The following is a 23,777-nucleotide window of genomic DNA, read 5'->3' on the forward strand; positions in this document are numbered from 1 at the left end:
TCGAAATGATGCTTTTTGTTACGCTTTCATTGTAGGTTTGAGGCGCCCAATCCGTAAGGTTGAAATTTTATCCCCAACAAAACTTGTGTTTGTTAGAAATGGTTGGGCCGATATATGCGCCTGAGAGGTATAATAGTTGTGCTATTCCAGATATGAGCCTATATATCACCATAAGTGCTCACCCGAAAAAAAGGGTGGAAGAAAGATCAACCTTTACAGGACATTCCTTACGGGTGAGAATGGACATATATTGTATTCATCTCATCCATTCAGCGAAGAGGTGCGAGAAGAGATGTTTATATTCTCCATGTCTATCCTATTCGTTGGGATCGCGATCATCAGCTTTACCCAGCGGAAGTATAGCAAAGCTACTTTATTTTTGCTCTTTATGGGCCTATCCTATCTCATTGTTATCTCCAGCATTATTATCTACCTGTCCAAGGATGCTTACTATTACAATAGTTTATATCAATACTTCGGTATTGTAAGAAGCCTGCAGAATCAGCTCATGTTTCTGCCTATTTCCCGTTATACGCTAATTCGCATGCTCAATATATCAAGCATGGCCTTCCTCTATTTTGGGCTTACTTCGGCCATCTTCTTTACATTCCGGCTCAAGCCTGTTTGGGAACGACGCATTTTATTTCTGGTAGCGCTACCAACAGCACTGCAGGTTGTAATCTATGATCCTAGCTTCTATAAATGGTTGTACTATCAACTTTATCCGGAGCTGACTAGCCCGCAAAGCATTAAGACGGCCTATAATATCATTCATATCTTTACGTTAACATGTAACTCATCATATATCGCAGCCGGTATTGGTTTATTTATATATACTTTTCTACATACGCCAAAGGTCCGGCAAATCCGCAGCAGCATCTTAATGATTATTATCTGCTACGCCTCCGTCCAAGTGACGTACTACTATATCAATTTCTGGGCGCCGGACATCCTAGTCATCGTATCTAAAGCAGCCGATTTTATTCGCTTCAAACCGATCAACCTTAGCGGCAACCCATTTATGTACACGCTGCTGCCGGATATAGCTATCCTTTGTCTGACCATAAGCCTGTATGGCATTTACAAATACGCTCGCATTCAAAAGAGTATAAAGAACCATGAAATGGTCATTTCCCGCAACATTGATTCGGCGGCACTGACAACTCGGGTATTCAGTCATTACATGAAAAATGAGCTACTCGCCATCCTCGCGCAAACGGAATTTCTGGAGCAGCTTTGCGAGGAATCGCCTAATGTCGTGGAGGAGATCAAGGTTATTGAACAGCGCTGCAAACGGATTTACGAAAGGCTGGATGAGGTTCACCACAACACGCTGAAAAACAAGCTGGAGCTTAAACCGATTTGCTTGAATAAGCTAACGGAGAACCTCTTGAACGAGATGCTCCCGCAATTAAAAAATGTAAATGTCAATTTCATGCCCAGCCCGGTAGAACCGATGATTTTGGCGGACCCCTACTATTTTTCTCAAGCAGTCGAGAACATCGTGTCCAATGCCATCGATGCGCTGGATCGAGTTCCAGAGAAGGAGCGTAGGATCGATATCAGCATCACGATTCGGAACAAATGGGTAGAAATGAGCATCACGGATAACGGAAGCGGTATTGCCGATGAAAACCTGGAGCATATTTTCCAGCCCTTTTTCTCAACCAAACCGACCTCCAAAAGCTGGGGGATGGGATTATCGCTATGTCATAACATCATCACCTCCCAGGACGGGAAATTAACCGTAACTAGCCGCGAAGGGGAGGGTGCTTCTTTTCACATCGTTATGCCGTTAATCGATGCGAACATCTAAACCATGTATAAAGGAATGAGCACATGTGATGGAACCGGAAAACGACCTTTGCATTAAGGTATTGATTGTGGAAGATGACAACCTGATTGCGAAGCGATACGAAATGATTCTGGGAAAAAGATCGGAGTTCAATATGGTCGGCATTGCCTCCACCGGGTACGAAGCCACGATGCTGGCGGCCTTATACAAACCGGATGTTATTTTGATGGACATCGAGCTGGAGGATAAGCAAGCCGGGCTGCGGGCAACCTCGGAGATTTTATCCTATATGCCGAACATTAAAATCGTCGTGCTAACGGTCGATGAAACAGACGAAACGGTGTTTAAGGCTTTCGAACTTGGTGTGACGAACTATTTGCTCAAAAATATGCCGCCTCAAGCGATCGCCAGCTCCATCATAGACGCTTATTATGGAACCCCATCCCTGCACGCCAATATTGCGGGAAGAATCACGCGGGAATTCAAGCGGATCAAATCCTCCGAGGACAGCCTGATTCATAACTTCTACACCTTAACACAGCTTACCCCCACCGAGCTGGAGGTTCTTGAGCAGCTGATGAAGGGATACAGCCGGAAGGAAATTTGCAGCATGCGGCACGTGGAATTTTCCACGCTCAAGACACAAATCAACAGCATCCTGAAAAAGTTTAACAAGAGCTACATTCAGGAGGTCGTAGACGTGCTAAGGGATCTTCACATTCCGGAGATTTTATCCCAGCGGAAGGATAAAAATCTACCCCTGCCTCCGCGCTAAGCCGGTGCAAGGGCGAAGCCAACACAAAAAAACCTCCTCTTTCTCCCCATTCGTTCGGGATGAAAAAGAAGGTTTACGGTTTTCTACGCAAATGCCTTAGATTACCGTCAGATTTTCAGCTCCCCAAGCTTGATCAGCTCGACAACCGCCTGCGCACGACCTTTGACGTTCAGTTTCTGCATAACATTCGAGATATGATTACGCACGGTTTTCTCGCTGATAAACAGCTGTCCCGCAATGTCGCGCGTCGTTTTATCCTGCACGAGAAGCTCAAAGACCTCTCGTTCACGATGAGTTAACAGAAATTTGCTGTTACGATCGCTGCTTTTCAAAATGCGTCACCCCTCCTTGCTCGGGTTTTGTGGTTTAACAAGGTTAAGGGATACAGTCAACACATATTATGAAGGAGCAGCTTCAATGGTGCGGTGCCGCAGGAAAATGGGCGATTCGTTTTGATATGGCTATTAAGCCTTTTTATTTAAAAGCCATAGCTGCATATACCGCTTTAATCCAGCCACTATACAGCGCTTCCCTCGTTTCCGCAGACATAGAAGGCTCAAAGCGTCGATCAAGCTGTTTGCAGTGCTTAATTTCATCCAGGCCGCTCCAATAGCCTACGGCCAGACCTGCCAAATAGGCTGCCCCAAGAGCAGTTGTTTCCCGTACGACCGGGCGCTCTACCGGAACCCCGAGGATGTCGCTTTGAAACTTCATCAGAAAGCTGTTGGAAACAGCTCCGCCATCAACCTGCATCGAATGCACCGCGTACCCGGAGTCACGCTCCATCGCGCCAAGGATGTCCTTCGTCTGGTAGGCCATAGATTCCAAAGTAGCGCGAATGAAATGCTCCTTCGACGTGCCTCTCGTCAAGCCGAACACCGCCCCCCGGACCTCACTGTCCCAGTAAGGGCTGCCAAGACCAACGAATGCAGGAACCACATAAACCCCATCCGTCGAGGTGACACGCGAGGCGTATGCTTCACTATCTTTGGCATCCCGGAACATGCGAAGCCCGTCGCGCAACCATTGAATCGCCGACCCCGATACGAAAATGCTGCCTTCAAGCGCATATTCCACTTTCCCGTTTATTCCCCAAGCTATCGAAGTAATTAGCCCATGCTCGGAAGCTACCGGCTTCTCGCCTGTATTCATCAGCATAAAGCAGCCGGTTCCATACGTCGTCTTGACCGTTCCCGGCTCATAGCAGGCCTGCCCGAACAGCGCGGACTGCTGATCCCCGGCCGCCCCGGCTATCGGCACCTCTTCACCGAAGAAATGGTACGGAATCGTCGTCCCGTAAACCTCCGAGGAGGAGCGCACTTCGGGCAGCATTGCCTTCGGTACGTCCAACAGCTTAAGCAGTTCGTCATCCCATTCCAGCTTATGAATGTTGTACATGAGCGTACGCGAGGCGTTGGAATAATCCGTCACATGCAAACGACCGCCCGACAGCTTCCAGATTAGCCATGTATCAATCGTGCCAAAGAGCAGTTCTCCTTTCTTAGCCCGCTCCCGGGCACCTTCCACATGATCCAGAATCCATTTGACCTTCGTCCCGGAAAAGTAAGGATCGATTAAGAGCCCCGTCTTTGTCCGAAATGTCTCATCGTGCCCGGACGCCCGCAGCTCCTCGCAAATGAGCGCCGTCTGGCGGGACTGCCAAACGATCGCATTATGTATCGGGTACCCGGTTTCTTTATCCCATACCACCGTCGTTTCCCGTTGATTCGTAATTCCGATGCCAGCGATTTGCTTCGGCTTTATGCCTGAGTCGGACAAACAGGACGCTATAACCGAAAGGATCGAGCCCCAAATCTCATTCGGATTCTGCTCCACCCAGCCCGGCTCCGGAAAGTATTGCGGGAACTCCCGCTGTGCCGAATGTACGATAGCGCCTTCCTTATTGAACAATATCGCTCTGGAACTCGTCGTTCCTTGATCCAGTGCCAATATGTATTTTTCCATACGTATCCCTCAATTCTATCCAAAATAACGCTTACAACACTTCTTAATCATAACTCGATAGAACCGGCGATGCCATCTCCAGAAACTAATTATTGCTATTTTTTGTTGACGTCTCAACAGCATACGCTTATGATGTTCAATGACAGTGATAATCATTATCATTAAAACCTAATTATAGCAGGACCTAATTCTATGTATAGTTCGAAGGGGTGCACTTATTCTATGAAATTTCGTTACACGGTACCAACAGCTGTTTTGTCGGCAGCGTTATTGTTATCGGGCTGCGGCGCGAACGAGCAAGCAGGCAAAGGAGCGACGCCGGCTCAGGCTAGCGGAAATACGGCTGTAAAAATGAACAGCTCCAGCAGCGGCAATACCGCAAATCAAAAGGCCGATTTCCAGCAGGCCGTGGACCAATACCGCGAATACGTCATTCAAGAGTGTGATGCATTCGTCACGGAAACCGGTAAATTTGTGGAGGCCGTAAACAAGGGCGATATCGAAAACGCCAAATCGTTATATGCTCCAGCCCGCATGCATTATGAACGTATTGAACCGATTGCCGAGGCGCTGGGAGATTTGGACCCTAACATTGACGCTCGCGACGGCGACGTGGATGCAGCAGAATGGCGCGGGTTTCATCGGATAGAAAAAGCACTATGGGAGGATAAAACCACCAAAGGGCAAAAGGAATTTGCCGACCGCCTGCTTAGTGATGCCAAGCTGCTTCGGGCCAAGGTAGAAACGGTGGACATTCAGGCATCTCTCCTCGTAACAGGTGCTGTTGAACTGTTAAATGAAGTATCCTCCTCCAAAGTAACCGGGGAAGAGGAACGTTATTCCCATACGGATTTGTATGATTTCGCCGCCAATGTAGAGGGCGCGAAGAAAATATATGAGCTGCTGGCGCCTCAGCTTACCAAGAAAGACGCCGATTTGAGCAAGCAGATTGCGGACCGATTTGCCGCGCTTGAAAAGGAGCTCGCTCCTTTCAAGAAAGGTGAAGGTTACGAGACCTATGACAAGCTTAAGGATAACGATATTCGTACCTTAAGCCAAAATTTGGATGCCCTGGCCGAGCCATTATCCAATATGGGCAAGTTGCTGGGAGTGTAAACAGGAATGCGCAAGACAGAAATGAACCAACAAACCAATCAAGGTGAAAATGGAAACGCTGAGCCGAGGGCCAAATCGGAAAAAGAAGCTGGACTTTTCGATAAGCAGCTTAGTCGCCGGGATGTGCTCAAAATTGCCGGTGCTGGCGGGCTCGGCCTGCTACTGGGAGGCGGGGGCGCTTACGGAGTGATGGCGGCCAAGGAAACGTTAAATCATACGGTGAGAAAGACGAGTTCCCCCGCAGGTAGCCGGGCGCCTTTCTATGGCCAGCACCAAAGTGGAATCATTACTCCTACACAAAATTTTCTTTACATTGCGTCATTCGATCTGACAACGCGCTCGCTAGCAGACGTGCGTAAGCTGTTTCAGGCGTGGACCGAGGCCGCCGCAGTTATGGCCGAAGGTGTGATGATCGGCGATACCAACAATCATCTTAACCTGCCCCCTTCCGATACCGGTGAGGCGGCAGGTCTTTCTCCATCCAGGGTGACTCTGACGTTTGGCGTGGGTCCTTCCTTTTTCGACAGCCGTTTCGGCTTGTCCGGGAAGCGGCCGGCGTCCTTTGGCGACTTGCCGGCTTTCCACGGCGATGCTCTGCTGCCCGAGTGGTGCGGTGGCGACATCAGCGTGCAGGTATGCGCCGACGATATGCAGGTGGCGTTTCACGCAATCCGTAATCTGGTGCGGATCGGGCGCGGCACCGCTGTTCTACGCTGGATGCAGGAAGGCTTTCAGCGCACTGGGCCAGCTGACCCGGCGGGCGGAACGCCACGCAACCTGCTCGGCTTCAAGGACGGCACCGGAAATCCGGACACTACGGATACCGGGGACATGAACGAATCCGTCTGGGTTCAGCCCCAAGACGGAGCGGATTGGATGCGTGGCGGCAGCTACCAGGTCGTCCGCCGGATTCGAATGCGCATTGAGGTATGGGACCGCTCATCTCTCGCAGATCAGGAGCAGACGTTTGGCCGTCACCGTGACTCGGGCGCTCCGCTTGGACTCAAGGACGAATTTGCTCCGCTTGATTTAAACGCCAAGGATTCATCCGGACAGCCGACGCTCCCGATGAACTCCCATTCCCGGCTTGCTCATATGGACGGCAAGGTGAAAATTTTGCGTCGGGCCTATTCCTATAGCGCCGGTATGGATACCAAAACCGGGCAGATCGATGCTGGTCTTATATTTATCTGCTTTAACCGGAACCTGCAGAAGCAATTTATTCCGATGCAGCGGATACTCGCGAAGAGCGATAAATTAAACGAATATACCGTTCACATCGGCAGCGCCCTCTTTGCTTGTTTCCCTGGTACCACCAAAGGCGGATATATCGGGGAAACGCTTTTCTAAGAAAGGAGATACCGGGATGATACATCCAGTGAAAAAGTCCACTCATCGCATGCTGCAAGGCACAGTCATTCTGTTATGCTGTATGCTGCTGCTCATCGGGGTTTCCCCCGCTATGGCCGCTGATGAGAAAAATACGTCCGCCGGTTTAGATTCCCTGCTTCCGCTCGTGGGAGGAGCCCTCGTTGAAGCGGGGGCCGGAGGCTGGGAAAAAGCATCCGCCGAATTAACCGAGTTCGAAAACCTTTGGAATAAACTCGAACCTGCTCCTTCGGGCGAAACAGCTGAGGAGATTGCCAACACACTAAAGGCGGCTAAAGAAGCTGTCGGAGCAAAGGATGCAGAGGAAGCCAAAGAGCAGCTGTCTTCGCTGGCTAAGCAGGTAAATACGTTTACCGAGCAGAGTTCGGAGCAATCGGAAGCATCCGCTTCCGGCAAGGATGCGGCTGGCCAGCTGCTTAAGATGGTGAACGAGACGCTAACTCCATTGAATGCAGGCAAGCTGGAGGAAGCGAAGTCGCGCTACAAGGAGATTCTAAACCAATGGGGCGAGATGGAGGGTCCGATCCGCGGCGGACATTTTGGCGTATACAGTGATATTGAAACACATATGAGTCTGATCCGCATCGCGCTTCAGGCAGAGCCTGCCAAACAAAAGCAAGCGATCGATGAACTGAACAAACTCATCACTCTGCTCCAAAACTATACGGAAGGCAAGCTTGACGATGCTTCTTCCGGCTCCGCTGCCAATGAGGGAAAAGCCAGCTTGAAGGACGCGCTGGCTTTGCTTCGGGAGGCGGATGAAGCTGCCGAAGAGCAAAATGCCAGTCAAGCGGCGGACCAAATGCAGGCTTTTATTGTGATGTGGCCGACGGTCGAAGGCGAGGTTTCCGTCACCTCGAGTTCGATTTACACGGCCACCGAAAACCGGATGAGCGAAGCGCAAAGCTACCTTCTGTCAAGTCCGCCGGACCTGGCTAAGGCGAGACTGATTATAGGCCAAATGCTGAGCGACCTTGCCCCTCTCGCGAACAAACAAACATATACTGCCTGGGATGCGGCGCTCGTTCTGCTGCGAGAGGGTTTGGAAGCCATTCTCGTCGTGGCCGCCCTGCTGGCCTTTGCCAAACGAGCACAGCAGAAATCCGCCCAGCGATATATTTGGACCGGGGCTGGTTCGGGCCTTCTGCTATCGATCGTGCTGGCAGTGCTGCTTACCTACACCGTTTCGCAGGCCGTTTCCGGCGGCGCGCGCGAGCTGTTTGAAGGAATTATCGGCCTGCTCGCCGTTGTCATGATGCTGGCGGTAGGGCACTTTTTGCACAGCCGCTCCAGCATTCAAGCCTGGAACCACTACGTAGCGAAGCAGGTTGGCGGAGCACTGGAACGCGGGAGCATGTGGTCACTGTTTATTTTGTCCGGGCTAGCTATCCTGCGTGAAGGCGCGGAAACCGCCGTTTTCTATATCGGGATGGCCCCGTCGATGGAGCCGATGCAGCTAATCACGGGAATGCTGGGAGCGATATTAGCCCTCACCGTGCTCGGTTTTCTGATGATCCGGTTTAGTGTGAAGCTGCCGATCCGGCCGTTTATGCTCACGGCAACCGTATTTATCTATTATCTCGTCATCCGTTTCCTAGGCGAGAGCATTCACGCTCTGCAGGTAGCCGGAGCGCTACCCGCCCACACCGAAGGCTGGTTGCCGACGGCTGGCTGGATCGGTGCTTATCCGACCTGGGAAACGTTCCTGCCTCAATGCCTCCTGCTGCTATTTGTCATTTGGCGGCTGATGGCAACAGAACGGCGGAAAACGAAACCCTTAGCGACGGAAAATATGTAATATGACCTGATTCTGTCTATATCGTAAGAAAGACCTGGCGGAAAATCACCGCCAGGTCTTTTTGCACACAACTAGATACTGTTGTCGCGTGAGTTCACACCACTAAATGCATTTAGTACAGCTATTTTCGAGCGATATGCCAACTTTTGAAGTTTAGCTGCAAAACCTGCATCTAAATGAGGCCAAACCGGGCAGAAGAGGCAATTCCCTCCGCTTTAAATGCACTTTTTACAACTAGATTCCTAAGACTCCCCTAATGACAAGGTTTAACTGTATAAAATGCAATTAATCCCCAAGCCGTTACTCTTAAACGATCATCGGTGTAATAAAAGGAAGTCTACTGGCTCGCAGGCCGCTCCGCACCTGCAAATTTCTCGAAGATACTCACGAGCACATCAAGTTCTTCAGGCTCCAGCAAAGCCAGATACGATTTGAGAACGGTGCGTGATTTTTGAACCGCCTCTTCATGTACCTGTGCCCCCCGTTCCGTAACAGTGATCAGCACAGCTCTCCGGTCCTGTTCGTCATGCCGCCGCTCTACGTAGCCATGCTGAACCAGCCGGTCGATCATAACGGTAATCGCGCTGGGCTTCACCTCCAGCTTCTCAGCGAGAAAGCTGACATTGCACTCTTTATGGCGCGCAATAATCGCCAGCATATGAAACTGCGGCCCTGTAAGACCAAGCTCCTGATGGTGCATCAGCTCGCTTTTCATTTTCCGAAACGTACTGGACCATGCCACTTCAATCCGTTCTATATATTGATCAAGATTCGGATTCACAACACACCTACTTCCCTCTCCCCAAAAGATAGACATAAACTCAGTGTATTATTCCCTCCCCAAAAATACAAGGAATCTATCATGGTGTGACACTTTTTCCTCTTGCAAATGGTGGGAAAATCCGATAATATGAAGTCGAAATTATTTTCATCATATGCACTAAATTTTTAGAAATAATTTTCACTATCATTTGTTATCGAGAGGAGACGGCCATGGTGACTCCTATACTACATGCGCTCTCCAGCCATTTGGATACACTGCCGCCGCAAGAGCGCAGACTTGGAGAGTTTATTCTAGAATCGCCTTCCTCGGTCATCCATTTGGGGATTACCGAGCTGGCCAATACGTGCGGCATAAGTCCTTCCACGGTAACGCGGTTTTGCAAAACGTTCCATTTTAAAGGCTTTCCGGATTTCAAAATGAAGTTGGCCAGCGAACTTGCGCATAAACCCTCTGATAATCACTACCAGGACATCATTGCCGGCAACGACCTACAAAAAATCGTGGAGGCCATGGAGGCGAATCATCTGGCTTCCATTACCGATACGACCCGAATGCTGGATATGAACCTGCTTGAAAAAGCGGTCAAGGCGTTGTGCCGCGCCAAGCGCATCGATCTGTACGGTGTAGGAACCTCCTCCATCGTCGCTCAGGACTTCTATCAAAAGCTGATTCGCATCGGTAAAAATTGTACCGCCTTTGCCGATACGCATATGCAGATAACCTCCGCTTCGACGCTGAGCAAAGAGGATGTAGCGCTGGCGATTTCCTACTCCGGGGAAACTCCGGAAACGATCGACGCGCTGCGCTGCGCCAAAGATAGCGGCGCCATAACCTTATCGCTGACCCAATACGGCAGCAGCCGTCTGGCCACACTTGCAGATATACCGTTATTCTCCTCCTCTTTGGAGGAAGGTATGCGCCGGGGCGATATGGCTTCACGGATCGCTCAACTGCATGTCATCGATATTTTATTTACGGGAATGGTCAGCATGGAATTTGAAGACTACATTCCCAAGCTGGAAAGCTCGTACCAAAATGTCCAAATCTATCGCAAACCACAGGGAGGGCAAAATTCATGATGAACATTATCAAAACAACCAGCGAGCAGCAATTTAATGAAACCGGTGCAGGAATTATCGCAAGCTTACTACAATCCAACCCTAGAGCTATTCTCGGACTTGCTACAGGCAGTACTCCGGTGGGCGTCTATGAGAAACTGATCGAGCTCTACCGCGAAGGCAGCGTTAGCTTCAAGCAAGCCAGTACCTACAATCTTGACGAATACATCGGTTTGCCGGCGAATCACCCAGAAAGCTACCGCTGGTTCATGAATGAAAAACTGTTCAATCATGTCGATATTTTGCCCGAGAACACACATGTACCATCCGGCATTGAAGCTGACCCCCAGAAAGCTGCCGAGGACTACGCACGCCTGCTTGATGAAGCTGGTCAAATTGATCTTCAGCTTCTGGGGCTGGGACATAACGGCCATGTCGGATTCAATGAACCGAGCGATGTCCTGCAGGGACCGCCGCATATCGTGAAGCTTGACGAGCGGACCCGGGAGGCGAATGCACGATTTTTCAATTCCATTGAAGAAGTACCGACACACGCAATTACAATGGGGATCGGTTCCATTCTGAAAGCAAAGCAAATTTTACTCATGGCTAAAGGAGAGGACAAGGCGGATATTATCGCTACAGCGTTAAAAGGACCGATTACAACGAAATGTCCGGCTTCTTTTCTCCAAACCCACTCGAATGTCGTTGTCGTAGTGGATCAAGCCGCAGGGAGATGGATATAAATGAACGACAAAAATTTTAGTATTGTTCACGCCGAAGTCGTAACGCCGAAGGGAATCATTCATGACGGTGCGGTCATTGTAGAAGATGGCGTTTTGGCTTACGTCGGATCATCAGCTGGGGCTTTAGCGGAAATCCCGGCGGGTTTTGAAACCATCGATGCGAAGGGCAGCTATGTGCTCCCTGGCTTTATCGATGTCCATGTGCATGGCGCCATGCTGGAGGACTTCTCCTCCCCTAGCAAAAAGGGGCTCGACGCCATTACCAAGCTTCACTGCAGCCAGGGCACAACATCAATGCTAGCCACCACAATGACGCTTCCAAAACCGGTGCTGGATGGAGTGTTGGATGAGGTTTACCGTTATACGCAAAACGATATGCCTTACGCGCAGCTCGTCGGCGTCCATCTGGAAGGACCGTTTATTAGCCCGAAATGGCCTGGAGCCCAAAACCCGACTCATATCGTATTGCCTAACCGCGAATGGGTGGAAGAATGGGAGGAGCGTTTCCCTGGCTTGATCAAGCAGGTTACATTTGCTCCGGAACGTGAAGGCTCGGAAGAACTGATTCGATATTTACGTAAAAAAGGTATTGTTGCGGCAGCCGGACATACGGATGCAACCTACGAAGAGATTACAGAGGCAGCCAAGCTCGGACTTCATCACTGCGTCCATTGCTACAATGCCATGACACCGCTGCATCACCGCAAGCCAGGGACAGTTGGAGCCATTTTAAGCAATCCAGGTATCTCTGCTGAAATTATTGCGGATGGTGTTCATGTTCACCGTGCTGCGATCCAGCTTCTGGCAAATGTGAAGACAGACCACAACCTGATTCTGATTACAGATGCGATGTCGGCTGCCGGACTTGGTAACGGGGATTACATGCTCGGCGATTTGCCGGTCGTTGTGAAGGATAACGTATGTACGCTCAAAGAAAATGAAGGAACGCTGGCTGGCAGCACCTTAACGATGATTCGCGGCTTCCGTCATCTCGTTAAAGAAGTCGGCCTATCCATCGAACGGGCTTCCGAAGCAGCTAGCGGCAATCCAGCTAAACTGATTCGCATGGATCATGTTACCGGAGCGGTTGAGACAGGAAAACAAGCTGACCTTCTGTTGGTTGATCCTGAACTGGAGCTTGAACGTGTTTGGGTTAAAGGTCGTTTGTTCCAAGGTCAATCCAATTAATTTTCAAATGGACAATTTCTTTTAAATGACAAGAACCCTTCATCTTTTGAAAGGGTTCTTGTCTTTTTCGGGCAGTTGCCCGTCAAGTCACTTAGCGCGAAGTACCGCCTGTAAATCCTCCACCCGTACCACCGGTACGCATGCCAGCGCCAGTGTTCGGACTCGTAGGCGTATAACCATTAGGACCGGTCATCGTTCCTGTGCGTCCCGGGAATACACGTTGAATCATCAATTGAAATTCATCGATGACGTTGTGGAGAGTACCCCCGTTACGAGTTCCCATCGTGTAAGTGCCCATTCGTGATACGAATTCTCTATCACCGGAAACATAAACATTACGGATATGCGGAGCCGATTTTTTTACTGTAGCTTCGATACTATCTTTCAAATGCTGAGGAACATAATCGGTAATCGTCGGTTTATAAGCGCTGTAGTTATTGTAGCTGTAGCTGTTATAGTTGTCAGTGGTTAACATGTCGGCATTCGTGCCGGTTCCCGTAGTTCCTGTTCCAGTAGTCCCGATACCTCTGGTCACATTCGGTCCCATGTTGCTTGGGTACATCGATCCGGAACGGCTACTCATACCTGTGCCAAGACCCCTTGTATACCCGCTGTCAAGCGCCGCATTTTCAGTAGCGTTCATACCCGTTCTGCCCAAAAGGCCACGACCCAGCCCGTCATCACCTACACCGCGGGTTCCATAATCAGCACCGTAAGGGCCGGCGACATTAGTTGTTCCACGGCCAAAGCTTGTTGGGGTTTGCATAGTTCCGAAGTTAGTGGTACGGCCTGTAAAATTACCGTTCAGCGTCACAGCAACATAAGCGTCACGGTCCGTCAAAACAACATCCGCCGTCTTTACATCACGCATCTGTGCAACTGTATTGCTCAGCGCCCGGCTGTATCTAAGCGAACGAATACGTTCATCATGCCCGTGTCCGGCACTGCGCGTAAACATCCGATGACCGTCGGTCAGTGAGTTTACATCATAAGTGCGGGCGGTATTATTCCGAACATTTTGCGTCCGAACCTTATTGTCTCGGTTATATCCGCAACCGGCAATCCCCACCGTTCCGACAAGCAGTGCAGCGGATAGCGATAAATTTAGTACTTTCAATCCACGCATGAGTCATCCTCCATCCAATAAATTTATTGTTGATGATGTACATGCGTTAGAGTGCACCGCTCGCCGAAATGAAATTCAGGGAACTTCATCCGTAGTCGGAAATATAGAGCGTGACTACAGCTGAGATTAAATGGAACGAAGCATTTCAATAAATTGTCGGCAGTATTTGTCAGGGTGAAATTCATTCAGAACATGCTGCTGTGCCCTCTTTCTTATGCCTTCCCTAAACGAAGAATGATACATAAGCTCCCGAGCTTCCAGAACAGCCTGGCCAATGTCCCCAAGCGGGTATATTTTTCCGGTAACGTTATGAATGACACTTGATTGCACTCCATCGGAGTTGCTAGCCAGAACCGGGCAGCGGCAGCTCATCGCTTCCAGAATCGACAGAGGAGCCCCTTCTACTTTAGATGTGCAGCAAAACAGCCCTCCGGAATCTCCAATTTGTGAGAAATACGATACCATATCCTGATTAGGCACATTAGAACGAAGCTGCAGTGCTTTCGTTAATTGAAGCTGTTCTGCCAAGTGCACGAATTGCTTTCTTTCATCAGGGCGAGATAAATGATGATCCTCAAACATCCATACCTGGAGGTTCTCATAATAAAATAGTAAAGAATGGGCAATATACAAAAATTCACGCCAGTTTTTATTGTCCTCAATCCTTCCGATCCAGGCAAGTATGGGAAATTTAGGTCTTCCAGAAGGTCGATAGGCAAAAAAACGCGTATCAAAGCAATTATTATAATGAAACTGAGGAATCGTGCTGTAATAATTTCTGAACAAGGCGGCGATATGAGGCGTATTCGGATTCATTAAAGCCGAAGCATGAGCATGGACGGCTGATGCGGCTTCCCGCAGCTGCTTCTCTGCAGTTTCTACCGCCCCGTAGCCTTGAATTTCAAGGATTAGCTTCCCTTTGTACCCAAGCCTGCGAAATCGTTCAAAACTGGTATGGTCGGTCGTTACAACAATCGTATCGAAATTTCTTTCTTGAATAATACGGCGGATCTCCTCATCACTGTTCGTAATATACACCGGAAAATCCACCTTGTTTTGCAGTCCCGCTCCCCATTCATAATACAGGCATTCCGCCTGAATGCCATGTCTTCGTAACGCTTGACAGCGCTGGCGGTTAACCGTCTCCATTCCCCCGCTGGGTACATAAAAAACGAACAGGACACGGGCTGTCATATTTCACATAGCCGCTTGATTACGGCTGTATCCGGAATGGAATAATTGTTAGGCAGCTTGGAGGTAAGGGACTGCCACAAATCGGCATCCTCCAGCTCAACACCTGGAATGAGAGTATGGGGATTTTTAATAAATGGGAAAGAAGATAATAATGGATCTTGCATTGGTAAAAAAGCAGAGTCAGGATAATGATAATTGTCCGGCAGCTTTAGCACCAGTTCCGACCAGAACACCGTATCCACCTTGTCATATTGTTGAAAAGAAAACATTAGCCTCTCACCTTCTTTAGCGCTTGATCGTAAACCGAAAGAGTTCGTTCCAGGAGCGTATCTACAGACCACTGTTTATTCGCCCACTCCATACCTTGTTTGGATAAAGTCGCTCTCAGATTTGGGTCATTAATGATCCGGGTTAATTGCTGTGCCAACTGCTGGTCATTTTCAGTATCGAACAATAGCCCGGTTTTACCATGCAGGATCATTTCCGGGATGCCTCCAGCATTGGATGCAATTACCGGAATTCCGGCCAACTGAGCTTCCATAATCGAAAACGGCAGATTATCCTGAAGGGAAGGCAGCACCATAACATCACTTTGCTTTAGTAATGCAGGCACATCGTTGCGGTCACCAAGCAGGCTGATTCGGTCCGTCAAGCCGGCCTCCTGAACCCAATTTTCCACCTCGGTTCGAATAATGCCGTCACCTAACAGCCAGCAATGCCAGTGGATGTCCGAACTGATTCGCCCAAGAGCACGGATCAAAGTATGGTGACCTTTCACTGGAACGAGCCGAGCCGGACAGCATATGATAAAGCTTCCTTTTTTCACGACTGGCTGAGCCAAAGGAAGCGTAGTCCTGCGGGTAAATTCATCCACATCCAATCCATAAGGAATGATGTTAAATAAGCCGGAAGGTACCGCAAACTGTGACATTTCCTTCCGCAGCCATTCGGTGGGCAAAATCGTTGCATCAGCCGATACGCAGCCATAGTACTCCTCATCGGCAACATATTTCCAAGCCAGACTGTCCTTGCTTTCAATATTTCCGGCAAAAACATGCTCTTTGGCCAGCAGGCCATGGATCGTCGCTACCAAGGCTGTCGAAGCCGGCTTTACTCGCGATAAGGCTCGGGTCGATATGATGTCCTGTGTATGAATAATGTCGTATTGCTCCAAGTCAAACAGTACAGCAGCCAGTTCAAAGCAGTAGCGCTCAATATCCCGATAGCGGACCCATGGATCCACATGGGCCAGATAATTTTGATAGAAGCGAATGACCTGGTCATATACTACGCTTTTAATTTTCCATTTATTAACTATTTTCTCCCCGTCCACCATATAATAATGGGCCATATCTGGATGATGCGCCAGCACGTCGACATGATGCCCTCTTCGCTCCAACTCGCTTTTCAGCAGCCGAACATAAACATCGACCCCACCGACGTGAGGTAAATACCAGTAGGTGGTGAGCAATATTTTTTTAGGTGAGGTTAGCAAGGATGAAGTCAGAGATTCTGAATCAGTCAGCTCTATATCCTGGATCGGCTCGTGATCAACCTCGGCAGGAGATGCCGTTGTCAAAAAATATACCGCGCCTGCCAAGAAACAGTTTTTGTTCAATGCAGACACAGCGCCTACAGCTATTCGCGTCTCTTCTTCTCCGTAAATGACGGACAAGGATTGGCCGAATATTTCCGCTTCATCCCCGTTAAACTCATGAATCAGCTTCCCGTTCAGATCAAGCAGGTAAACCGCGCCAACCCTGGACCCTGCCAATACGGTCGGCAACCCTCCGCTTCGGCGGTATGGAAGGAGATCGGTACCGAGCTCCTGAAGTCCAAACCAGCCTTCTTTCTCCATAATGATCTTGTTTTGAATGAGAGAGAACACCGTAACTGCCCCGCCGCGAGTGTATTCACCTCCCGCTTTAGGAGAACCGATCAAAAGGTCCGGTATGCCGTCTTCGTCCATGTCAAATACGGCTAACTTACTGCCATGCTCATCATAGCTGCGTTTTCCTTTTGATTCATACAAGACCGCTCTGCCAGTCGTATAAACCAGCACACGTCCATTATGAGTCAGCCCGGGGTCGGAAAAACGGGGGGCACTTATGATCAGCTCATCCTGGCCATTTCCGTCTACATCACCGGCCGCCAGCGACAAACCAAACCCTTCTTGGCTGGAGCCGTTCCATTGTTCCAGAATAGAGTTGTCCCGGCCGGAAAAAACGGTGACTCTTCCGTCCCTATCCGCGCCATTAGGATCCAGGTTGTGTGAGGAGACAGCTATATCCGGAATTCCGTCCCTATTCCAATCCAGTACCGCAAGGGCTGCGCCCAGCCGAGCGTAATTCTCATCCCCTTCAAGCTTGGAAAGCAATTGACCCGTTCGTCCGGAATATATGAAGACCTTGCCGCACTCCAGCAGAGAACTCGAGCTGGCACGCGGGGCTCCAATAATAATCTCCAAGTTTCCATCACCGTTAATATCCGCTAACCCCAGCGCTGATCCGAAACAATCGCCGTAGTGGTCTCCGCTTAAGGTGTAAATCAGCTTCAAATCGTAGGAATAAATATATACTTTGCCCATGTAATAATGGGGGATAGGATTCACTCCATCCTCATCCTCCATGTAAGTTGCCGTACTGGCCGATATGATCCATTCATCCAAACCATCCCCATTAATGTCTCCAGAAAGAATCACATCGCCGAATCTATCATGCTCACGTTCGCCTTCAAGACGCCCTCGTAAATAGAATGGCAGTTGGTTGCTCATAGAATAGCTAATCCCCCCTTTATATGATGACGTCAAGCTTGATCGGCTCAGATGAATTGACGCTGATTTTAAACGTCTTCATCCCCAACGCCATCGCTGATATGCCTAATTCATAATTTCCCTGCTGAAGATTGCGGATTTCAAATGTTCCCTCCGGCCCGCTTGTTGTACTGAGAAGAACGACGCCCGCCATATCAAGAAGGTGGATATGGGCATGCGCAGCCGCTCGTCCGGTCTGCCCGTCAGCAATCTTGCCTGACAATGTGGCAGCAAGCGGGCTTGAAGGCTGGGCAATTTCACCCTCATCAGCCAAATATCCTGCGATCAGGCTCGAGGTGAAATCCTGAATCTGCACCGGAAACGACTGCGCGGATACAGCTTTCTTGTATACCTCAAGAGTCTGCCGCAGCATGACCTTGTCGTTCCATACTGCTAAGGCGTGCTCCCGTGCGGCCACGGCCATTTTGCTTCGCAAATCGCGATCCTCTACCAGCAACAGCAGCTTTTCGAATAAATCAATAGCATTGGCCGGTTCCACTAAGAAGCCGTTCCTGCCGTCTTCCACCATTTCCACGATTCCGCCGATACAGCTGGAAACGACCGGTTTGCCGAGGCTTTGAGCTTCAATGATAGAAAATGGCAAATTGTCCTGAAGAGAAGGAAGTACAACGATATCTGCTTTGGCGATCAGCTCCGGCACATCATGGCGTTTGCCCCAAAAATAAACATGGTTTTGCAGCTTCAGTTCCTCCACCTGTCGCTCTAAGTCCTGACGCATCACCCCGTCGCCGATCAACCAGCAAACAACATTTTCGTGTTGTTTTGCCAGCAGTCTCATCGCCTCCAGCAAATATCCATGCCCTTTGATGGCGACCAAGCGGGCTGGACAAGCGATAATGATGCTCTTTTTTTCCAGCGAAGACACCGTTAGCCCTTGACGTTCTATGGAGACCAAATAATTTTCATAGATATCCTGGTCTAAACCATATGGAATAATATAAGAGCACGGATGCTCTATCCCAAAAGTAGAGAGTTTATCTGATAGCCATTGGCTGGGCAGGATTAGACAATCGGAAGACATAGAACCAAAGTATTCCTCCAACGATAGATAGTGCCGCTCCAGCGGAGACCGTACCAAAATCTCGTCATTTGCCATCCATTCCGCAGCCAGACAGCCGTGGATCGTCGCGACAAGAGGAACATGCGACGGTTTGGCTCGCCGACACACAAAGGTAGAGATGATATCCTGCGTATGAACCAGATCATAGTTCTGCAGAGAGATTTGACGAAAGGCCAGTTCAAAAGCATATTTCTCGCTCTCCCGCCATAACAACCATGGACTATACGGAAGATTTCGGCTTTCATAGTTGGCCTTCACTTCTGCTTCCGCTTGTGTGCGAAAAGTTTGCTTCTCCAGAAGCTGGCCGTTACCCACCAGATAATATTGCAAAAGGTCGGGATGCTGTGCTAGAATTTCCACCCGATGTCCAACCTCTTCCAACCTGGTACGGAGGATGCCAAGATAGGTGGATACTCCTCCAATGTGCGGAAACGGCCAATAAGTGGCCAATAAAATGTTCAAGCTAGCTCTCCTCCTTTTTTCCCTTGCAACATGAGCTATGGTTTAAAGAAAGACCACGAGACGGACCGTCTGGTGGTCGTAAGAGATTAGCTTCTCTTTTTTCTATCTCTCGGCATCTGTAATGACCTATATGCCTGATTATTTTCACCGTTCTCATCAGGCTCAATTTCTTCCTCGACAGCATAGTTTGCCATTACATCGTATACTGCAGGCTCAGGCAGTTCGTGAAAATACATATCTTTGAATTCATCTTTGAAAGTATTGAGCTGGGTGAAGGGAACGTACGGGTTCACATTGTCCGTAATGTTTCCCGTTCCGGGTCCCGTTCCCGGTCCCGTACCCGGACCGGTAAATAGTCCTGAACCAGGCGGTTTGTTGAGCCACATAAAAAACGGTCTGGTTCTAAAAATGCCCCTTTCCTCCTGTTCCTGGAGGTAAGCAGCTTTTTTCTTATTGCTCAAATATCCCGGGATCATGTCATGATAAACAGGAGGAATTTTAGCCAACATGGCTTCGAACGTTTCACTTTCCTTTACTCGTCGTTCTTTTCTAAACATTCTATTCATCTCCTTTAAATCAACAAAATCTAGCGAATCATTTACTTGTTACGCTAGACAGTATATTCAGCAGACATAGATTGGTATGGACAATAGTTCGAATGTGAAAAACAATAGTCAAAAAAAAGGCCAAGCCATATCAGCTCAGCCCTTCCATCGTCATTTTATTCGAGTTTTGTGTTTAATGGCCGATTTTTTAATCAGGCGTAACTTCTTCGGACAGTCTGGAAATCGTGTCCGGATGGAGCACGGACCCGATTCCTTCATCCGCTTCTACGCGTCTCCACTCAATTCCGAAGTCAACGGGATCCGTACCCGCCTTTAATACATGAACAAAGGCCGGATCAGGGACGACGTTTTCATCCGGTATAACGAACAATTCCTGAGCATCGCTTGTGATCGGCCAGGCATGTTCAGGCCCCTGAGCAGCACCAATTGCAGCTTCGGCAGGTATGCTCGCCGCAGGAATCCCTTCCGGCTGAGCAGCCGTCAAATTCGGAATACTTGGAGGAACTGACGAAACAGCTGTTGCCGCAGAGACTTCATTTGCCGGAGCTTCGACTGGCACCCCAAGTGCCGTTGCGTCTGCCGGGCCAGTCAAAGTAAACTGTTCGGGACTGCTCTGTCCCGGTAATTCCTTAGGTAATATCGCACCGACCTGCTCTAACAACGAAACCGCATCGGCTGCCAGAGGAGCAACCGCTGCGCTGTCCGGACTCAAGTCAGGCCTTAAACCGCCTTCAGGCGTCAGGGACGCGGGACTACTCGGCTTCGCTTCTTTCGCTGGATTCCCTGCTTCTGGCCTTGCTCCGGGTCTATTAAGCGGCGGATGAACCATAGGCAGCGATATTTTACCTGATGCTGTTCGCGTCAGCCCCTTATTGCCTCGAGTTAGTTTCGATCTACCTCGAAGCATCCTCCGGCGAAGCAGCAGCTTCTTCCCCTGTCTTCTTTGCTTAATCCGTCTTTTCTTTCTAACAATTAAACGGGATTTCCTTTGATTAAGCCTGTGATTCCTTTTCGGGCGTGTTCTTTTTTCCGGCTCGGTCACTACTACCGATACCTTGCCCATATCAATCGCTTTTGCTTTACGCTTAAGGGCGCTTCCTTTTTTAATGGCCCGATGATGAGTCACAACGGTCAACTTGCTTTGAATACGGGGTAAACCAGCGCTCATACTTTTGTTCCCTCCCTATATGAGGTGGGCGGTTTGGTTACAGCGTCATATACTTTCAGCGTTTTGTCCATCATCGTTTGAATCGACCAATGTTCCTTTGCCCACCGTTTAGCCTGCTCACCGAGTCGATTGTGCAATCGGCTATTCTCCAGCACCTTGCGAAGATTGCGGAACAGCGGTTCACTTTGCCCCGCGGGACACACCAAACCTGTAGCCCCGTGATTAACCATCTCAGGGATTCCGCCAGCATCGGATACTACCAGTGCCTTTCCGGCAATCTGCGCCTCTATTATGGAAAAGGGAAGATTATCCTGAAGACTTGGAAGAACAAAGACATCCGCTTGCTGGAGCAGCTCAGGTACATCCGCTCTCGATCCTAAAAACTGAACATGCTCGCTTAGTCCCATATGTTTGCTCTTCATCCTCAGTTCATTCTCCAGCGGACCATCTCCCAGCAGCCAGCACACCCAATCATCGCGGACCTCCTTCAGCATGGAGAGCGCTTCGAACAACACCTTATGTCCCTTTACCTGCACCAAACGGGCAGGGCAAATCAACACTTTCTTTTCCGATTGTCCCTTTTCCTTTCTGGCTCGATTTATTCGCTGCTGAAAGGAAGCGATATCCATACCATAGGGGATCACTTGCAAATGCCTTCCAGGAACCGCAAATTCCGTCATGGCAAGAGCTTTAAGCCATTGGGTAGGGACGATGGTCGCGTTGCTTGACATCATTCCGTAAAACTCCTCCGCCGCCGCATATTTCCACGACAGCGTGTCTTTACCCGTTACTTCGCCAGTGTGAATAAACTCCGTAGCCAAACAGCCGTGGATCGTAGCCACCAGAGGGGTCCCTTTTGGCTTGACACGCCAGAGCGCCCGGGTCGATACGATATCCTGCGTATGAATCAGATCATACTTCTGCAGACCGAAAGCCGAAACTGCAGCTTCAAAACAGTATCTTTCGATATCTCTCCACCTGATCCATGGATCAACGTGCTTCATCTGCTGCTCATAATAGGCATAAACCTTCTCATAAAGTTGGTCCTTTATTTTGGCTTTCACCAAAGTCCGCCCGTTATTCGGCATATAGTAATGCTGCATATCTGGATGATGGGCGAAGACATCCACTTGGTGGCCGAGCCGCGTAAGCTCGCTCTTCAGCATATCCACATACGTAGATACCCCGCCCACATGCGGTAAATAAAAATAGGTTGTCAACAGTATGTTCATGCTCCCAGCCCTTCCTTATCGGAACTCGCTTTATTCTATGTATTTACCCACTCATCCGACAGGGACATTTAACTATTTCGCAAAAGGATGAGCACGGCGCATTCCTCTATACGAATCTATTTACCCGGCATGATATACTACCATTTTTTCTATTACGGGTACTTCTATCTATATCAATGAAAGACTCTCCTGAGTAGGATATACCGACTACAAGAAAAGGAGTGAAAACATATGAATCAGGCAAAAGCCAGCATCGCCGTAATCGGACTTGGTTACGTCGGACTACCTTTAGCTGCCCTGTTCTTAGAGAGTGGTCATACTGTCTATGGAATTGATGTAGATGCTAGTAAAATTGCCAAACTAAAAAGCCAGCAGAGCTATCTATCCGATTTTACCTCAAAGGATATTCGAGCGATGTTTGCTGGCGGCCGATTCCACGTCAGTGAATCTTTTCGTGAGATTGACCGTGCCGACGCCATCATCATTTGTGTGCCTACCCCGCTGAACGCACAGTTTGAGCCGGATCTAACTTATGTACGAAGCGCGATGAAGAACGTATTGCCTTATTTGCGCAAAGGGCATTTAGTCGTATTGGAAAGCTCGACTTACCCCGGTACGACGGAGGAGGAGCTGCTCCCGATGATCCAGTCAACAGGACTAGTGATCGGTCAATCCGTGTTTCTAGCCTATTCGCCTGAGCGTATCGATCCAGGGCCGCATCAAAGCTCCCTGCAGCTTATTCCGAAAGTGCTTGGAGGGGTCACGGAAAAATGCACTGAAACGGCCAAAGCAGTATATGGAAGCATATTTAACGAGGTAGTCGTCGTTTCCTCCCCCCGTGTCGCAGAGTTTACGAAGCTATTGGAAAACTGCCAAAGGCTCATCAACATTTCCTTCATAAACGAGTTGGCCGTCGTCTCCAAGAAGATGGACATCAACCTGTGGGAAGCTATTGAGGCCGCCAGCACAAAGCCATACGGCTTTACGCCTTACTATCCCGGGCCCGGAATCGGCGGACACTGCATTCCGGTAGACCCTCTTTACTTGCAATGGAAGGCAAAACAGTATGGCATTGATCTCAAGTTCATCGATTTGGCGCATCAGGTCAATGAGTCTATGCCGGATTACGTCGCGCAAAAGGTTAGTCAACACTTGGCTGCTCTAAAACCACTCAATGAAAGCAAAGTGTTTGTTCTCGGGGTCACCTATAAAAAAGACGTTAATGATCTGCGCGAATCGTCCGCGATTCCTATTATTGAGAAGCTCCTTGCCGCAGGCATCAAGGTAAGCTTCCACGATCCCTTTATCAACCGAATCGAAGTAAGTGGACATAGCCTGGACGGAATCGCACTTACCAAACGGAACATTCAACAGCATGACTGCCTGTTGATTTTGACCGATCACTCCTCAATTTCCTATGGATCCCTTGCCTCGTTCTCTCATCTTATTTTTGACACCCGCAACGCTATGAAAATGATTGAGGACCGGAAAAATATCATTTTGATTTGATAACAGACCAATC

The 23,777-nt window shown here is 49.2% G+C and carries 20 protein-coding genes; 9 read left to right on the forward strand and 11 right to left on the reverse strand.

The window, feature by feature from the left end; translation table 11 throughout:
• The first annotated feature begins 307 nt into the window (after positions 1 to 307).
• Positions 308 to 1,816 (forward strand): sensor histidine kinase, encoded by a 1,509-nt coding sequence (locus ACFQ3W_RS18445; protein WP_379320705.1) that lies wholly within the window; start codon positions 308 to 310, stop codon positions 1,814 to 1,816.
• A gap of 28 nt (positions 1,817 to 1,844) precedes the next feature.
• Positions 1,845 to 2,570: a response regulator gene (locus ACFQ3W_RS18450; RefSeq protein ID WP_379320781.1), complete on the forward strand. Its 726-nt coding sequence runs from the start codon at positions 1,845 to 1,847 to the stop codon at positions 2,568 to 2,570.
• 107 nt (positions 2,571 to 2,677) lie between these two features.
• Here ACFQ3W_RS18450 and ACFQ3W_RS18455 read toward each other — a convergent pair whose 3' ends face one another.
• Both ACFQ3W_RS18455 and glpK read right to left on the reverse strand, forming a co-directional pair.
• Entirely contained in the window at positions 2,678 to 2,902 is a 225-nt protein-coding gene (locus tag ACFQ3W_RS18455) for a helix-turn-helix domain-containing protein (protein ID WP_009225122.1), read from the reverse strand.
• A gap of 142 nt (positions 2,903 to 3,044) precedes the next feature.
• The gene (glpK, locus tag ACFQ3W_RS18460; RefSeq protein ID WP_379320706.1) at positions 3,045 to 4,535 is read right to left on the reverse strand and encodes a glycerol kinase GlpK; all 1,491 of its coding nucleotides are present in this window, start codon (positions 4,533 to 4,535) and stop codon (positions 3,045 to 3,047) included.
• A gap of 222 nt (positions 4,536 to 4,757) precedes the next feature.
• On the opposite strand from glpK, the gene efeO reads away from it, so the two are divergent.
• Genes efeO through ACFQ3W_RS18475 form a run of 3 tightly spaced genes read left to right on the forward strand, consistent with a single transcriptional unit; the run spans position 4,758 to position 8,838 of the window.
• On the forward strand, positions 4,758 to 5,651 hold the full coding sequence (gene efeO, locus ACFQ3W_RS18465; protein ID WP_379320707.1) for an iron uptake system protein EfeO: 894 nt from the start codon (positions 4,758 to 4,760) through the stop codon (positions 5,649 to 5,651).
• A gap of 6 nt (positions 5,652 to 5,657) precedes the next feature.
• On the forward strand, positions 5,658 to 7,001 hold the full coding sequence (efeB, locus tag ACFQ3W_RS18470) for an iron uptake transporter deferrochelatase/peroxidase subunit (protein WP_379320708.1): 1,344 nt from the start codon (positions 5,658 to 5,660) through the stop codon (positions 6,999 to 7,001).
• Positions 7,002 to 7,017: 16 nt separating this feature from the next.
• Entirely contained in the window at positions 7,018 to 8,838 is a 1,821-nt protein-coding gene (locus ACFQ3W_RS18475; protein WP_379320709.1) for an FTR1 family protein, read from the forward strand.
• A 337-nt stretch (positions 8,839 to 9,175) separates the two neighbouring features.
• Here ACFQ3W_RS18475 and ACFQ3W_RS18480 read toward each other — a convergent pair whose 3' ends face one another.
• Entirely contained in the window at positions 9,176 to 9,619 is a 444-nt protein-coding gene (locus ACFQ3W_RS18480; RefSeq protein WP_379320710.1) for a MarR family winged helix-turn-helix transcriptional regulator, read from the reverse strand.
• 215 nt (positions 9,620 to 9,834) lie between these two features.
• Here ACFQ3W_RS18480 and ACFQ3W_RS18485 point away from each other — a divergent pair, with 215 nt between their 5' ends.
• The 3 genes from ACFQ3W_RS18485 to nagA are packed head-to-tail and all read left to right on the forward strand — an operon-like array spanning position 9,835 to position 12,614.
• Complete coding sequence (locus ACFQ3W_RS18485; RefSeq protein ID WP_379320782.1) at positions 9,835 to 10,701, forward strand: MurR/RpiR family transcriptional regulator; 867 nt, start codon at positions 9,835 to 9,837, stop codon at positions 10,699 to 10,701.
• Positions 10,701 to 11,426: a glucosamine-6-phosphate deaminase gene (gene nagB / locus ACFQ3W_RS18490; protein WP_379320783.1), complete on the forward strand. Its 726-nt coding sequence runs from the start codon at positions 10,701 to 10,703 to the stop codon at positions 11,424 to 11,426. The genes ACFQ3W_RS18485 and nagB overlap by 1 nt, the downstream gene beginning before the upstream one ends.
• A complete protein-coding gene (nagA, locus tag ACFQ3W_RS18495; RefSeq protein ID WP_379320711.1) occupies positions 11,427 to 12,614 on the forward strand; it encodes an N-acetylglucosamine-6-phosphate deacetylase in 1,188 nt (395 codons plus the stop codon).
• Between the two features lie 91 nt (positions 12,615 to 12,705).
• Here nagA and ACFQ3W_RS18500 read toward each other — a convergent pair whose 3' ends face one another.
• The 8 genes from ACFQ3W_RS18500 to ACFQ3W_RS18535 all read right to left on the reverse strand — a co-directional run bounded on the left by ACFQ3W_RS18500 (position 12,706) and on the right by ACFQ3W_RS18535 (position 22,255).
• Positions 12,706 to 13,740, reverse strand: coding sequence for a YhcN/YlaJ family sporulation lipoprotein (locus ACFQ3W_RS18500; protein ID WP_379320712.1), 1,035 nt, complete (start codon positions 13,738 to 13,740; stop codon positions 12,706 to 12,708).
• Positions 13,741 to 13,866: 126 nt separating this feature from the next.
• Positions 13,867 to 14,934 (reverse strand): glycosyltransferase family 4 protein, encoded by a 1,068-nt coding sequence (locus ACFQ3W_RS18505; RefSeq protein WP_379320713.1) that lies wholly within the window; start codon positions 14,932 to 14,934, stop codon positions 13,867 to 13,869.
• Positions 14,931 to 15,203: a hypothetical protein gene (locus ACFQ3W_RS18510; RefSeq protein WP_379320714.1), complete on the reverse strand. Its 273-nt coding sequence runs from the start codon at positions 15,201 to 15,203 to the stop codon at positions 14,931 to 14,933. Before ACFQ3W_RS18510 ends, ACFQ3W_RS18505 begins: the two co-directional genes overlap by 4 nt.
• Positions 15,203 to 17,707, reverse strand: a complete 2,505-nt coding sequence (locus ACFQ3W_RS18515) for a glycosyltransferase (RefSeq protein ID WP_379320715.1) — start codon at positions 17,705 to 17,707, stop codon at positions 15,203 to 15,205. Before ACFQ3W_RS18515 ends, ACFQ3W_RS18510 begins: the two co-directional genes overlap by 1 nt.
• A 19-nt stretch (positions 17,708 to 17,726) precedes the next feature.
• On the reverse strand, positions 17,727 to 19,289 hold the full coding sequence (locus tag ACFQ3W_RS18520; RefSeq protein WP_379320716.1) for a glycosyltransferase: 1,563 nt from the start codon (positions 19,287 to 19,289) through the stop codon (positions 17,727 to 17,729).
• An 86-nt stretch (positions 19,290 to 19,375) separates the two neighbouring features.
• The gene (locus ACFQ3W_RS18525) at positions 19,376 to 19,846 is read right to left on the reverse strand and encodes a hypothetical protein (RefSeq protein WP_379320717.1); all 471 of its coding nucleotides are present in this window, start codon (positions 19,844 to 19,846) and stop codon (positions 19,376 to 19,378) included.
• A 196-nt stretch (positions 19,847 to 20,042) separates the two neighbouring features.
• Positions 20,043 to 21,023 carry a hypothetical protein gene (locus ACFQ3W_RS18530; RefSeq protein ID WP_379320718.1) on the reverse strand — a complete coding sequence of 327 codons (981 nt, stop codon included), beginning with the start codon at positions 21,021 to 21,023 and terminating at the stop codon, positions 20,043 to 20,045.
• Complete coding sequence (locus ACFQ3W_RS18535; protein ID WP_379320719.1) at positions 21,020 to 22,255, reverse strand: glycosyltransferase family 4 protein; 1,236 nt, start codon at positions 22,253 to 22,255, stop codon at positions 21,020 to 21,022. The genes ACFQ3W_RS18530 and ACFQ3W_RS18535 overlap by 4 nt, the downstream gene beginning before the upstream one ends.
• 231 nt (positions 22,256 to 22,486) lie before the next feature.
• Between ACFQ3W_RS18535 and ACFQ3W_RS18540 the strand changes: the two genes are divergently transcribed.
• The gene (locus tag ACFQ3W_RS18540; RefSeq protein ID WP_379320720.1) at positions 22,487 to 23,764 is read left to right on the forward strand and encodes a nucleotide sugar dehydrogenase; all 1,278 of its coding nucleotides are present in this window, start codon (positions 22,487 to 22,489) and stop codon (positions 23,762 to 23,764) included.
• Positions 23,765 to 23,777: the final 13 nt, after the last annotated feature.

The organism is Paenibacillus puldeungensis, from assembly GCF_042678945.1.
GTDB classification, from domain to species: Bacteria; Bacillota; Bacilli; order Paenibacillales; family Paenibacillaceae; genus Fontibacillus; species Fontibacillus puldeungensis.

Excerpts from the sequence above, each read along its gene's own strand:
- ACFQ3W_RS18540 (WP_379320720.1), top strand. The coding sequence starts at position 22,487 with ATGAATCAGGCAAAAGCCAGCATCGCCGTAATCGGACTTGGTTACGTC.
- ACFQ3W_RS18525 (WP_379320717.1), bottom strand. The coding sequence starts at position 19,846 with ATGTTTAGAAAAGAACGACGAGTAAAGGAAAGTGAAACGTTCGAAGCC.
- ACFQ3W_RS18535 (WP_379320719.1), bottom strand. The coding sequence starts at position 22,255 with ATGAACATACTGTTGACAACCTATTTTTATTTACCGCATGTGGGCGGG.
- efeB (WP_379320708.1), top strand. The coding sequence starts at position 5,658 with ATGCGCAAGACAGAAATGAACCAACAAACCAATCAAGGTGAAAATGGA.
- ACFQ3W_RS18500 (WP_379320712.1), bottom strand. The coding sequence starts at position 13,740 with ATGCGTGGATTGAAAGTACTAAATTTATCGCTATCCGCTGCACTGCTT.
- nagA (WP_379320711.1), top strand. The coding sequence starts at position 11,427 with ATGAACGACAAAAATTTTAGTATTGTTCACGCCGAAGTCGTAACGCCG.
- ACFQ3W_RS18445 (WP_379320705.1), top strand. The coding sequence starts at position 308 with ATGTCTATCCTATTCGTTGGGATCGCGATCATCAGCTTTACCCAGCGG.
- glpK (WP_379320706.1), bottom strand. The coding sequence starts at position 4,535 with ATGGAAAAATACATATTGGCACTGGATCAAGGAACGACGAGTTCCAGA.
- ACFQ3W_RS18530 (WP_379320718.1), bottom strand. The coding sequence starts at position 21,023 with ATGAGCGCTGGTTTACCCCGTATTCAAAGCAAGTTGACCGTTGTGACT.
- ACFQ3W_RS18475 (WP_379320709.1), top strand. The coding sequence starts at position 7,018 with ATGATACATCCAGTGAAAAAGTCCACTCATCGCATGCTGCAAGGCACA.
- efeO (WP_379320707.1), top strand. The coding sequence starts at position 4,758 with ATGAAATTTCGTTACACGGTACCAACAGCTGTTTTGTCGGCAGCGTTA.
- ACFQ3W_RS18450 (WP_379320781.1), top strand. The coding sequence starts at position 1,845 with ATGGAACCGGAAAACGACCTTTGCATTAAGGTATTGATTGTGGAAGAT.
- ACFQ3W_RS18515 (WP_379320715.1), bottom strand. The coding sequence starts at position 17,707 with ATGAGCAACCAACTGCCATTCTATTTACGAGGGCGTCTTGAAGGCGAA.
- ACFQ3W_RS18510 (WP_379320714.1), bottom strand. The coding sequence starts at position 15,203 with ATGTTTTCTTTTCAACAATATGACAAGGTGGATACGGTGTTCTGGTCG.
- ACFQ3W_RS18505 (WP_379320713.1), bottom strand. The coding sequence starts at position 14,934 with ATGACAGCCCGTGTCCTGTTCGTTTTTTATGTACCCAGCGGGGGAATG.
- nagB (WP_379320783.1), top strand. The coding sequence starts at position 10,701 with ATGAACATTATCAAAACAACCAGCGAGCAGCAATTTAATGAAACCGGT.